This is a genomic window from Streptomyces sp. 1-11, from assembly GCF_007176755.1.
Lineage (GTDB): Bacteria > Actinomycetota > Actinomycetes > Streptomycetales > Streptomycetaceae > Streptomyces.
On record NZ_BJTV01000007.1, the window covers coordinates 34,729 to 47,731 of the forward strand.

General features: G+C 71.0%; 6 protein-coding genes. 4 read left to right on the plus strand and 2 right to left on the minus strand.

Annotation, left to right across the window (positions count from 1 at the left end):
- Window positions 1–4: 4 nt before the first annotated feature.
- Window positions 5–4,264 carry a trypsin-like peptidase domain-containing protein gene (locus tag TNCT1_RS16475; RefSeq protein ID WP_143632630.1) on the plus strand — a complete coding sequence of 1,420 codons (4,260 nt, stop codon included), beginning with the start codon at window positions 5–7 and terminating at the stop codon, window positions 4,262–4,264.
- A gap of 152 nt (window positions 4,265–4,416) precedes the next feature.
- On the opposite strand, the gene TNCT1_RS16480 is transcribed toward TNCT1_RS16475, so the two are convergent.
- On the minus strand, window positions 4,417–5,058 hold the full coding sequence (locus TNCT1_RS16480; protein ID WP_143632632.1) for a carbonic anhydrase: 642 nt from the start codon (window positions 5,056–5,058) through the stop codon (window positions 4,417–4,419).
- Between the two features lie 446 nt (window positions 5,059–5,504).
- On the opposite strand from TNCT1_RS16480, the gene TNCT1_RS16485 reads away from it, so the two are divergent.
- The 3 genes from TNCT1_RS16485 (at window position 5,505) to TNCT1_RS16495 (ending at window position 11,881) form a co-directional block, all read left to right on the plus strand.
- Window positions 5,505–9,047, plus strand: a complete 3,543-nt coding sequence (locus tag TNCT1_RS16485) for a ThuA domain-containing protein (RefSeq protein ID WP_143632634.1) — start codon at window positions 5,505–5,507, stop codon at window positions 9,045–9,047.
- A 114-nt stretch (window positions 9,048–9,161) separates the two neighbouring features.
- On the plus strand, window positions 9,162–10,469 hold the full coding sequence (locus TNCT1_RS16490) for a sugar phosphate isomerase/epimerase (protein ID WP_143632636.1): 1,308 nt from the start codon (window positions 9,162–9,164) through the stop codon (window positions 10,467–10,469).
- A 233-nt stretch (window positions 10,470–10,702) separates the two neighbouring features.
- The gene (locus TNCT1_RS16495; RefSeq protein WP_143632638.1) at window positions 10,703–11,881 is read left to right on the plus strand and encodes an ROK family protein; all 1,179 of its coding nucleotides are present in this window, start codon (window positions 10,703–10,705) and stop codon (window positions 11,879–11,881) included.
- A 133-nt stretch (window positions 11,882–12,014) separates the two neighbouring features.
- Here the strand turns inward: TNCT1_RS16495 and TNCT1_RS16500 are convergent, their stop codons facing one another.
- Entirely contained in the window at window positions 12,015–12,923 is a 909-nt protein-coding gene (locus TNCT1_RS16500; protein ID WP_143632640.1) for an alpha/beta fold hydrolase, read from the minus strand.
- Between the last annotated feature and the right edge of the window lie 80 nt (window positions 12,924–13,003).

A 13,003-nucleotide genomic window follows, 5' to 3' on the forward strand; every position in this document is an offset into this window, starting at 1 on the left:
AAGCGTGTCAGCGCGAGAGCGGTCCTCCTGGGTCTCCGCCGCCGTGGTGCAGGTCCTCACTGCCGACGGCGGTGTGGCAGGTGCGGGCTTCCTGGCGAGCGGGGACGTGGTCATCACCTGCGCGCATGTAACGCGGGCGGCCGGCAGCGGCCCAGGGGACCGACTGCGGCTGCGCTTCCCGCACCTCCCTGAGGAGCCGCTGGTCGAGGGAACGGTCCTTGCCGGAGCGTGGCGGGAGCCGGACGCGGAAGATGTGGCCGCCGTGCGTCTGGCAGAGGTGCCCACCGGGACCCGGGCGGTGCCGCTGGGTTCGGCCGCCGGGAGTTCGGGGCACCGGGTCTCCTCCTTCGGGTTCCCGGGTCAGGCACCCGGCGGCGGCCACTTCGGCTACGGCGTGGCAGGCGACCTGCTGCCCGCTGTCGCGACCGGCCCGCTCCTGCAACTGACGGACGCGAACGACCTGACGAGGGGCTTCAGCGGCGGGCCGGTGTTCGACGAGGTGACCGGCCTGGTCATCGGCATGGTCTCGGCGGTCGTGAAGCCGGACCCGCTGCACAGAGGACTCGGCATCGCCTACGCGACACCCGTGGAGACGCTGCGCACGGTGGTGCCCGGACTGGTGGAGCGCAAGGTGCGCCCCTACCGGGGACTCGCGCCGTTCACCGAGAAGGACGCCAGATGGTTCCACGGCCGGCAGGCCGTGGTGCACCGGGTGCTGGAGTGCCTGCGCCGGCACCGGCTCGTACTGCTGCTGGGTCCCTCCGGCGCGGGAAAGTCCTCCGTCGTGCGGGCCGGAGTGATACCCGCGCTTTCCGGCGGCGCGCTGCCGGGCAGCGACCGGTGGGCGCACCTCCTGACGCGGCCCGGGCAGAACCTTCTCGACGAACTGGAGCGGTCCGGGCTGTCCGATGCGGGAGATCAGGGCATCGGCCGGGCGGTGGCCCGCCATCTCGCCGAGGAACCGGCGGACCGGCTGCTTCTGGTCGTCGACCAGTTCGAGGAGCTCCTCACCCAGCCGTGGGGCGACGGCCGGAGTTCCCCCGCTCCCTCGGCGGCGGTCGAGGACCTCGTCGCGGCGATCGACGCCCACGTGGGACTCAGCGTGATCCTGATCATGCGCAACGACTTCTACCCACGCCTGGCCGACCTGTGCCCCGAGCTGCTGAACGCCGCGAGGCCCGGCTCGCTGGACCTGTCCACCGAACTCACGCTCCCCGAGCTGCGCGAGATCATCGTCCAGCCCGCGCTGGACGCCGGCGCGCGCTTCGAGGAAGGTCTGGCGGACCGGATCATCGAGGACTTCCGAGCTGCCGATTCCCTGGGCCGTACGCCTGCGACCCTGCTGCCCGCTCTCCAGCTCGCACTGTCCGAACTGTGGGAACGCCGTGCTGACGGCCGCCTCACCCACGACGCCTACCAGCGCATCGGAGAGGTCGCGGGAAGCCTGACAAGCTGGTGCAACAACTCCTTGAACGCGCTGCCCGCCGGTCACCGTCCCACCGCGCGACGCATCCTGACCGCGCTGGTCCGCCCCTCCGACGACGCCCACGGCATACCGGCCACCCGCCAGCAGGTGTCCCTCGCCCGGCTGCGCGTTCTCGCCCACGACGTCAAGGAGGCGCCCTCCGCCTCGGACGCCGTGTTCGAAGAGGTCATCGCCGCGTTGAGCCGCGACCGGGTCATCATCACCAGCACGACATCACAGTCCGACGGCCGGCCGGGTGAACCGGTCACCGAGCTGATCCACGACGCGCTGATACGTGACTGGAGCGACCTGCGTCTGTGGATCGCGAGTGACCACCGTTTCCAGACATGGCTGCACCAGGTCACCGACCTGCACCACCGCTACGTCAGCACCGGCCTTCCCGCCGACCTGCTCGTCGGCACCGCCCTCGCGGAGGGGCTGCAGTGGGCCCGCGAACGTGCCCTTCCCGCCGAGATCGCGGCTTTCCTCGCCGCCGGCGAGCGCCGCCAGCAAGCGGCGCTCCGCCGCACGCGACGCCTCAACACTCTCCTGGCGTCACTCCTGGCCCTCGCCCTGATCGTCACCGGCGTCGCCATCCGGCTCGGCCAGGAAGCGCTCGACGCGCAGCACCAGGCACAGTCCCGGCAGCTCGCCGCACAGTCCCAGGCCCTCCTGGACAGCGCCCCCGACCTGGCATCGCTGATGGCGGTCCAGGCGTACCAGACCTCGGCCACCCAGGAGGCGCGCACCAGCCTCCTGCGCGCGGCCGACCTCGGACTCGCCCACCTACTCGGCGCACCGGGCGGGGACATCCAGTCGGTGGCTTTCAGCGCGGACGGCAGGACGCTCGCCGGTGGCGGAAGGGACGGCCGGATCCGTCTGTGGGACGTCTCCTCGGGGCGGCAGCGAGGAGTCCTCGTCACCCATCATGGCGGCAAGGTGCGGTCCCTGGACTTCAGCCCGGACGGCAGGACGCTCGCGAGCGGCGGTGACGACGGCACACTCCAGCTGTGGGACGTGCGGGCGAACCGGTCGCGAGGTGAACTCGCCCTGCACGACGGATGGGTCTGGTCGGTGGCGTTCAGCCCCGACGGCAGGACGCTCGTCGGCGGCGGACACGACGGGAAGGTGTGGTTCTGGGACATACGCTCCGGCAAGCACCGGAGCGGCTCCGGCGCCGCACACCACGGCGAGGTGCGTTCCGTGGCGTTCGGTCCGGACGGCAGAACGGTCGCGAGCACGGGCACGAGCACGAGCGACCCCGCCAACGGCGAGATACGGCTGTGGGACGCCGCCACCGGTCGGCAGCGCGGCAGCACCATCACCGATCCCGGTAGCCAGGTAGGGGCGATCGCGTTCAGCCCCGACGGTGAAACACTCGCCGGCGGCGGTGAGGACGGCAGGATCCGCCTCTGGGACACCGCCTCCGGCCGGCAGCGGAACGACCCCCTGGCCCACGGCGGCGAAGTATGGTCGGTCGCGTTCAGTCCCGACGGGAAGACACTCGCCAGTGGAGGTGAGGACGGCAGGATCCGCCTCTGGGACACCGCCTCCGGCCGGCAGCCGGACGCCGCGCTCGTACACGGTGGCGCGGTGTGGTCGGTCGCGTTCAGCCCTGACGGGAAGACCCTCGCCGGCGGAGGCGGAGACGCGGTGCGGACATGGGACACGGACGGTGAGTCGTCCGGCAGCACCCACCCCGTCCACGGTCAGGTCGTCGCGATGACGTTCGGCCGAGACGGGCGAACGCTGCTGAGCGCCGGCGACCACGGCGATCTGCTGCGGTTGGACATGGCCGCGCACGTCGAGCGCAAGGGCGTTCTCCGTGACCGAGGTGGCTCCGCTCTCTGCGCCGGGGCGTTCAGCCCGGACGGCAGGCTGCTCGCGGGAGGCGACCAGAACGGCGAGGCGCACCTGTGGGACGTGGCGTCAGGCCGGGTCCGGGCCGTACTCCCGGCCCACGGCCAGGACTACGACTGCGCGTTCGCGTTCAGCCCGGACGGCAGGACGCTCGCCTACGGCGGTGCGGACGGCAGGGTACGGCTGTGGAACGTGCCGGAGGCCAGGCCGCGCGGCGCCCCACTCGTCCACGGAGAACCACCGTGGACGGAGGTCGAGTCGGTGGCGTTCAGCCCCGACGGCAGGACGCTCGCCACCGCCGGAACCGGCACTCTGCGGTTGTGGGACGTGGCCACGGGCAGACAGCGAGGCTCCGCCGTCACCGTGGACGGGGAAATACGGTCGGTGGCCTTCAGCCCGGACAGCGAGCTGCTCGCCGGCGCGACCACGGACGCCACCGGGGGGAAGGTCCAGCTCTGGGATGTGGGCACAGGCCGGCAGCAAGCCGAACTCTCCCGCGACGACGGACTGGTGTGGGCGGTCGCGTTCAGTCCGGACGGAGACACACTCGCGAGTGTCGGCTCCATGGCCAACCCGGACGACGGCTCCCTCCCACAGCCGGCAGGCAGCGGAATCCGCCTGTGGGACGTGACCACTCGTCAGCAACGTGCCTACCTCGCCGACGAGATGGGAATGCCGTCACAGGTGGCGTTCAGCCCGGACGGCGACACGCTGGTGAGCGCGGCCCCGGTCGGCGACGGCGTCTCCGACGGCACGGGCGACTCGGAAATACACCTGTGGGATGCGGCACTTCCCGGTCCGGACGAGGCTGTCCGACGGATCTGCGGCGCCCTCGGGCGCGGCTTCACCGCTGCCGAACGCTCCCGGTACCTCGTCGGCCTCCCGGCGGAGCCGGTGTGTGCCGACGCGAGTACGACACGGGGACCGAGGCCCCGGTGACGGCTGCCGCGGGCCACCTGACCTGACCAGGTAGCCGCACCCTGCGCCGACGGTCGAACCGGCGGAGCAGGAAAGCCCCGCTCATCGCCTCCGCCGCGGCGCTGAGACGATGTCCGCGGATCCCGGCCTCAGCGCGCGCCCCGAGCGTCGGGTCAGGTCACCGGGTCCGCGGACAGGTCGAGACCGCGGGCGGTGACGAGGTGGGCCGTGCCGTCGGCGAGCCGGTAGGAGAGACCGGCGACGGCGGCCCGGCCGGCATCGACCGCTTCGGAGAGCGTGCGGGAGCGCTCCAGCAGAAGGTCGACGGTGCGCTTGATGTGCTCGTCGATGAAGTCGGCGTCCTCGGTGCGGCCGGCCGCGCGGGCGGCCAGAACGCTGGGGGTCACCTTCTCGACCACGTCGCGTACGTAACCGCCGGCGGTCGTGCCGTCCTGGACGGCGGCGCGGGTCGCCGCGACCGCGCCGCAGGCGTCATGGCCGAGCACCACGACCAAGGGGGAGCCGAGCACGCTCACCCCGTACTCGATGCTGCCGAGCACTTCCGGTCCCGCGACGTGGCCGGCGGTGCGGACCACGAACAGGTCGCCCAGCCCACGGTCGAAGATGATCTCGGCGGCCAGACGGGAGTCGGCGCATCCGAACAGCACGGCGAAGGGGCTCTGGGCGGGCGCGGTCTCCGAGCGGCGGGCCGCGTCCTGGTTCGGGTGCTCCGGCGTACCCGCGACGAATCGCCGGTTGCCGGCCAGCAGCGTGTCGAACGCGGCCTGCGGCGTCGAAACAGTGGCGTCGATCATGGTCCGCAGATTACCCGTCGCCGCCGCCGCGTGTCGCGCGGGCGCCCCCGCTCGTCGCCGCGCGAGTACGACGGCGCTCGCGCCTGCACGGCCGGACATCGGCGTTTCTCTCACCGCCAACGGACTTTTGCTTGTCTGAGCAGAAGTTCTAGATCTTTGGGTGAAACTTTCGCGCAACGAACTCTATCTTTGGCGCATTCGCGGCTATACGATCCCGCCAGAACTTGGACCGAGCCAGTCGCTCACCAGTGATTCCGGTGGGCGCTGACGCGCAGCTCGGGCGTAGCAAACGCACCTGCCGTCACGTCGTCCCCGTCCCGCCCGCACCGCTGTGTTCCATCAGCAGTCCGTCTGGTTCTGAACATTCCGGCGCATACCGCACCCTTCCCGGCCGGGCCGTCTCCGTATGAGGGCCCGTTGGTCCCGCCCCATCCTGAGGAGGTTCCATGCGCGTTGCCCTCCGCCGCCGCCTCACCGTGTTCGGCACGCTGCTCGCACTCGTGGGCAGCATGCTCATCGGCCTGGCGTCGGTGTCCGTCTCCGCCGCGGCGTCCCCACCGGACGCCGCGGCGCGGGAAAGCTCCGGCAATCAGTACAGAGTCCTTATCTTCACCAAGTCCGCGGACCCGAAGCCGGCGGTCACCGACGCCGGCGTGAGCGCCATAAGACAGCTGGGCGACCAGCTGCGTTTCGCGGTGCAAGTCACCGACGACGCACGCAAGTTCGACGAGGAGCATCTCAAGCAGTACCGCGCCGTCGTCTTCCTCAACACCAGCGGCGACGTGCTGACCACCGGTCAGCAGGACGCCTTCGAGGCCTACTACCGAGCGGGCGGCGGCTTCGTCGGCATCGGCTCGGCGATCGAGGCCCAGCCCGACTGGACCTTCCTGTCCGACGCGCTCGGCACCCGCGCTTCCGGCCGGGCCGGTGTGCAGCCCGGCACCGTCAAGGTCGCCGACCGCGTCCATGACGCGTCGAAGAACCTGCCGGAGTACTGGACCCACACCGACGACTGGTACAACTTCAAGTCCAACGTGCGGGGCAAGAGCCATGTCCTCGCCACCGTCGTCGAGGACGCCTTCAAGAAGCAGTCGTGGGGCGGAGACCTCACCGGCATCAGCGGCGGCAAGATGGGCTACGACCACCCGGTCACCTGGTGCAAGGACTGGGCGGGCGGCCGCTCCTTCTACACCGCGCTCGGGAACACCGCGGACAGCTTCGGCGAGAAGGACATGCGCTCGCACCTCGGCGGCGCGATCAAGTGGGCGGCCGGCCAGGCGGACCCGGTGTACTCCGACTGCGGCGCGACCGTGCTCTCCAACTACCAGCAGACGGCCGTCGCGACACCGCCGAACCTGAACGAGCCGATCGGCTTCGACGTCCTTCCCGACGGCCGGACCCTCCAGACCGACCGCCGCGGCAGCATCCGGCTGCACGACCCCAAGTCGAACAAGACCACCGTGCTGGCCCAGATCCCCGTCTACACCAACAGCGAAGACGGCATGTACGGGCCGGGGATCGACAACGACTTCAAGACCAACCACTGGGTCTACCTCTACTACGCGCCTCCCACCGTGAAGGACGTGAAGCTGTCGACCGGTGAGGTCGTCACGCAGACGACGCCGACGGCGGACGCGCCGACCACCGGGGCCTCACCGTCCGTCTGGGACCCCTGGGTCGGGTACTTCCAGCTGTCCCGGTTCAAGTTCGTCGACGCCGACGGGGACACACCGGCGCACCTCGACGTCGGGTCCGAGCAGGAGATCATGCGCGTTCCCGTCAACCGGGGCGCCTGCTGCCACGTGGCGGGCGACATCGACTTCGACAGCCACGACAACCTGTGGCTGACCACCGGCGACGACACCCCCTCCGGCGGCGGCAACTCCGGCGGCTTCTCCCCCTTCAACGACATGAAGACCACGACCGGGCAGTACAACGCCCCGTTCGTCGACGCCCGCCGCTCGGCGCAGAACACCAACGACCTGCGCGGCAAGGTCCTGCGCATCTCGGTCAAGGACGGCGACATCGCCACCGGCGCCCAGAACAAGTTCGGCGGCGCCTACACGGTCCCCTCGGGCAACCTCTTCCCGGTCGGCAAGGAGAAGACCCGTCCGGAGATCTACGCGATGGGCTTCCGCAACCCGTTCCGGATCCAGGTCGACGAGAACGACGTCGCCTACATCACCGACTACTCGCCCGACTCACAGACCCCGCAGAACTTCCGCGGGCCCGCGGGCACCGGCCGGGTCGAGATCGTGCGCAGGCCGGCGAACTACGGCTGGCCGATGTGCGTGCGCCAGGACCTGCCGTACTACCGCTGGAACTTCAACACCTCGACGCCGCTGGACAGCCCCGCGCAGCCCTTCGAGTGCGACAACCCCGACCGCGGACCGAAGAACGACTCCCGGTGGAACCTCGAGGGCGGCCCGTCCGTCGAGCCCGGTCTCGAGTACGCCCCGCCGGTCGCCAACGCCGACATCTGGTACTCGTTCACGCCCGAGAACCGGGCCGACAACCCGATCGGCACGCCGTGCGCCGCGTACTACAACGGCTCCGGCGCCACCACCTGCCCGCGGCTGTTCCCCGAGCTCGGCACCGGCGGAGTCGGCCCGCACGGCGCGGCCAAGTACCACTTCGACCCGGACAACCCGGACCGGACGAAACTGCCGCCCTACTACGACAACGCCATCTTCACCGGCGAGTTCACCCGGGACACCGTCAAGGAGGTCCGCCTCGACTCCAAGAACCGGGTGTTCAAGATCAACGACGCGCTCGACTGCGCCGGACTCAACGCCCAGCGGGCCCCGGACACGAGCAAGCCGTTCGAGTGCGACAACCCGATGGACCTCCAGTTCGACGGAAAGGGCCACTTCTACCTGCTCGCCTACGGCGACGGCTTCTTCACCAGCAACCCCGACGCCGGCCTGTACCGGTGGGACTACGTCAAGGGCCAGCGCGCCCCGATCCCGAAGCTCACGGCCACGCCGACGAACGGTCCGGCACCGCTGAACGTCAACTTCTCCAGCGACGGTTCGCGGGACCCCGACGCGGCCGACTCGATCCGGTTCGAGTGGGACTTCAACGGTGACGGAGTCGTCGACTCCGTCGACCCCGACCCGCAGTACACCTACACGACGCCCGGGCAGTACACCGCGAAGCTGACGGTGATCGACTCCAGCGGCAAGTCGGCCTCGGCGAACACGACCATCACGGTCGGCAACACCGCGCCCGTCGTGAAGGTCAACGCACCCGTCGACGGCGGCCTGTTCTCCTTCGGTGAGGACATCCCGTTCTCGGTGACGGTCACCGACCCGGAGGACGGGACGGTCGACTGCAGCCGAGTCGAGGTGACGTTCGTCCTCGGCCACGACACCCACGGCCACGCCGAGCAGTCCGTCCACGGCTGCACGGGCGTGCTGCAGACCGATCCCGACGACGTCTCCCACGGCGGCAACGTCTTCGGCGTCGTCAGCGCCTCCTACACCGACCGCGGCGGTCCCGGAGGGGTACCGGCGCTGACGACGGTCACCCAGAACCAGATCCGGCAGAAGCGTCAGGAGGTCGAGTTCGCCCTGGACCAGTCCGGCACCAACGTCGCCACGACCAACGACCCGGCCGGCGGCAGCCAGCACCGCGGCAGCCTCGGCGACGGCGACTACATCGCCCTGAACGGACCGTTCGACCTGCACGGCATCGACGCGCTGACGTTCCGGGTGGCGAGCACCTCGACGCAGGTGCCCGCGGGCAGCCCGATGGCCGCCGTTGAGGTCCACCTCGACTCGGCCGGCGGGCCGGTCCTCACGACGGCGAACCTCACCTCGACCGGCGACACGGGAACCTGGCGGAGCCAGAAGTTCCCGGTCACCGACCCGGGCGGCAAACACAAGATCTACCTGGTGTTCCGGTCGGTCACCGGCGGCCAGAGCGGCGCCAACCTCTTCAACCTCAACTGGGCCGAGTTCGGCGGACAAGGAGTGAGCGCTCCCTAGGCCCGGCCGGACCCAGCACGACCCGGTGGCGGGGGGGGGGGCGCCGCAGACCCACCGCGGCGCCCCCGGCCCCGGCACTGATCAGGTACAGCCACGTCGAAAAGAGGCACCAGCATGGGCTTCAACAGCAACCTCAACCGGCGCCGCTTCATGGTCGGCGCGGGCGCGGCGGTGGCCGCGGCGCTCAGCCCGATCGGCCCGGCGTCCGTGTTCACGCCGGCCCGGGCGAGCGCGGCCAACGGCAGACTCATCCCCGCCGGTAAGCTGGGCACGATCACCTACAGCCAGCGCGACGTGCCCACCCGGGTCGGCGTCGCGGCGAGCAGAGCACTCGGCGTCGCCCCCACCATGGGCTACCTCGGCGGCCCCGACTTCCCGCAGGACCCCACCGACCTCGGCCCGCTCGTACCGCTGCCCGGCGGCTGGGCGGAACTGTTCGAGTTCCTCGCGAAGTGCGGCTTCAAGCAGATCGAGTTCGCCGGCTACGGCCAGAACGCCGCGAACCCCGGCGGCGACGTGCCCAACCCCGCGCCCGGCGGCGTCACCACGCCGCAGTCCCGGGCGGCGTACCTGGCGTACGCGCGCACCTTGCGCGGCTTCCTCGACGCCTACGGCCTGGAGGCGATCGGCAACCACGGCTTCATCCCCAACACCTGGTACGGCCCGAACAGCGCCGGCGGCACCATGACCGCGCAGGACTACGAACGGCTGCAGACCGAGCTGGAGTTCGCGGCGATACTCGGCATGCCGTTCATGGGCACCGGCAACGACCCGACGAACTCCGGCAACCGCAACATCGAGCCGTGGACCGTCGCCGGCGAGAAGTGGGAGGCCCTGAACACCATCAGCCAGAAGTCGGGCATCCACCTCTACACCCACAACCATTCCCCGGCCTACAACTTCCTGCAGGACGGACCGATGGTCACCGTCACCCAGGACCGGGTGACCGGCAAGCCGATCGCACCCACCCAGGTACGAGGCGAGTCGGGCAAACGCCTCATGCAGCACTACCTCGACGTCACCGACCCGGCCCTGTGCGTCATCGAGATGGACGTCTACTGGGCGCACGTCGCCCAGCACCAGTGGCGGTGGCGCTACGACTGGGAGGGCAACCGCGTCGAGGACGTCTTCGACCCGGCCGCCCAGGTCGCCAGGCAGCCCCAGCGCTACCAGCTCTTCCACGCCAAGGACGGCGACGCCACCGGCGAGGCGCCCGGTGTCGGCAACGGCTACAACTTCATTCCGTTCGGCGACCCGCGCAGCGACATCGACTACACCACCTTCTACCGGGGCGTCGGCGCCAAGGGGCACTACAACGCGAACTACGAGCAGGACAACGCCCCGGGCGGCACCTCGGACCCGGGCCAGTCCCTGCGCTTCTCCAGGATCAGCGCGGCCGGCATGGCGGCACTGCGCGGCTGACACCGCCGGCGCTCCATCCCGCTCACGTCGCGGCGGCCACCCACCCGGTGGCCGCCGCGGCGGCGCGGGACGCGGGGTGACCCTCCATCACCCCGCCACCAGGACGTACAACCAGCCAAAAGGCGACCCGGCACCGGAGACGCGACGGAAGGGTATGGAACGCTCCTGACCGGAGTCACTATCGTGAAGACCGTGGCGCGGCATGCGCTGTTGAACGCGTCAGAGGGGACCCCGTGCGAAGTCGACAACCGCTCCATGCCGAGCTGCTGCGGCTGCTGCGCGACGAAGGCGCGTTGTCGCGTGCCGAGCTGGGCGACCGACTCGAGGTGTCGCGGCGGCGGTTGCTCGCCGAACTGGAGCGTCTGATCGCGGCGGGCTACGCCGCCGAAGCCGGGGCGGCCGCCTCTAGGGGCGGCCGCCGCTCCACGCTCGTGGAACTGAATCCTGATCTGCGCTTCGCCTCCGTCGACCTGGGCGTCACCTCGATCGACGTCGCGGTGACCAACAGCCGGCTGGAGCAGGTCGCGGCGTACCAGGAGCCCGCCGACCTCCGCTCCGGGCCCAAGGCGATCCTGCGCCGGGCCGACGAGTTGCTCGCCAAGGCCCGCGCCGAGGGGGCCTACGAGCGGCTCACCGCGGTCGGCATCGGGGTGCCCGGTCCCGTGAGCTTCCGTGACGGGGTACCGGTGTCGCCGCCGATCATGCCCGGCTGGGACCGCTTCCCCGTGCGCGAGTACCTCACCCGTGAACACGGCTGCCCCGCTGTCGTCGACAACGACGCGAACATCATGGCGGTAGGGGAGCGGCAGAGCGGCGCAGCGCGCTCGGTCGACGACTTCCTGTTCGTCAAGATCGGAACCGGGGTCGGGTGCGGCATCTACCAGGACGGCGACGTCTACCGCGGGACCGACGGCTGCGCGGGCGACATCGGGCACATCCAGGTGGACGCGCAGGGGCCAGTCTGTTCCTGCGGCAACGTCGGCTGCGTCGAGGCGCTGTTCAGCGGCGCCGCACTCGCCCGCGAGGCGACCGCGGCCGCCTCCTCGCACCGCTCCCCGGCACTGGCCGAACGGCTGGCCGCCTCCGGCACGGTCACCGCCAGGGACGTGGCCGAGGGCGCGTCGGCGGGGGACACGACGTGCATCCAGCTCATCCGCGACGGGGGGCGCCACGTCGGCGGCGTGCTCGCCGGCCTGGTCAGCTTCGCCAACCCCTCGATGATCGTGATCGGCGGCGGGCTCGCCCAGCTCGGCCACGTCCTCCTCGCCGAGATCCGCAGCGTCGTCTACCACCGGTCACTGCCGCTCGCGACGAGGAACCTGCCCGTCGTGCTGTCCGAGCTGGGGCCGCGCGCCGGTGTGACCGGAGCCGCGGTGCTGGCCAGCGACCTCGCCTTCGAGCAGGCGTCCTGACGGCACCCGGCGGACCGCGGGCGCAGGGCAGACCTGGGCGTTCCTCCGCTCGGCCGTTCGGCGCAGGGCAGACCTGGGCGTTCCTCTGCACGGCCGCCGTTCGGCGACGGGCCCCAGTACTGCCGGACCGGGCTCACTTGCCGGTGATGCTCCACGTACCGTCGCGGTCCTCGGCGGTGCCGACGAGGCGGGTCCACTCGGCGTCGTCGAGCCCGAGGGCAGCGCGCAGGTAGGCGGCGATCGTGTCGGCGAGGAAGGCGACGCGGGCGGGGTCCTCGTCGGTGGTCTCGGCCACCCTCTCACCGGCGACGCCGCCCATGGTGTGCTCGGCCTCGGCGAGGGTGAGCAGGCTCTTGGGGGCCGGGCCGAGGTGGTAGGCGTCGGTGAACCACTCCGGCCCGCGGGTGGAGAGCTGCGACTGGTCCTTGCCGCCCGCGACGACCAGGGCCGGGGTGGCCATGGTGGAGAAGTCCGGCCTCATGAACGGAAGGTGGTCGGCGGCGAACGGGGTGAGGGTGTCGCCGGTTCCGGTCGCGGCGATCAGCGCGCCGGCCGACACCGCGGGGTGGGAGAAGTCCTCGCCGGGAACGCCGTCGGCGTCGAGTACGCGGGCACCGAGGACGGCGCCCGCGGTCTGGGCGCCCCAGGAGTGGCCGGCCACGGCGATGCGCTCACGGTCGGCGCGGGTCTCCAGGCCGGCCTGGGCCAGGATGTCGCCGAGGTTGTCGAGGATCGCGTGCAGGTCGGCTATACGCACGCGCCAGACGGTGGCGAAGCGTGGGTCGTCCCAGCCGATGGCGTTGCGGCGGGAGTCCAGGTGGGTGGGCTGCACCACGACGAATCCGGCGGCGGCCCACCGGTCGACGAGGGGCTCGTACCCGTCCAGGGACCACCCGTTGCCGTGGGAGAAGACGATCACGGGCAGGGCCTGGCCCGACGGGGGAGCGGTGACCTTGACCGGCAGGTCGATGCCGCGGCCAGGTGCGGGTACGACGATGGGCTTGACCGAGACGATCTGCGGACCGAGGACGCGGGAAGACATGGGAGACCTGTGCTTTCTCTGCGAAACGGCTCTGCCATACTTTGGCGGAGCGACGTTCCGCCAACTTAGCGGAACATTGT

Excerpts from the sequence above, each read along its gene's own strand:
- TNCT1_RS16480 (WP_143632632.1), bottom strand. The coding sequence starts at position 5,058 with ATGATCGACGCCACTGTTTCGACGCCGCAGGCCGCGTTCGACACGCTG.
- TNCT1_RS16485 (WP_143632634.1), top strand. The coding sequence starts at position 5,505 with ATGCGCGTTGCCCTCCGCCGCCGCCTCACCGTGTTCGGCACGCTGCTC.
- TNCT1_RS16490 (WP_143632636.1), top strand. The coding sequence starts at position 9,162 with ATGGGCTTCAACAGCAACCTCAACCGGCGCCGCTTCATGGTCGGCGCG.
- TNCT1_RS16500 (WP_143632640.1), bottom strand. The coding sequence starts at position 12,923 with ATGTCTTCCCGCGTCCTCGGTCCGCAGATCGTCTCGGTCAAGCCCATC.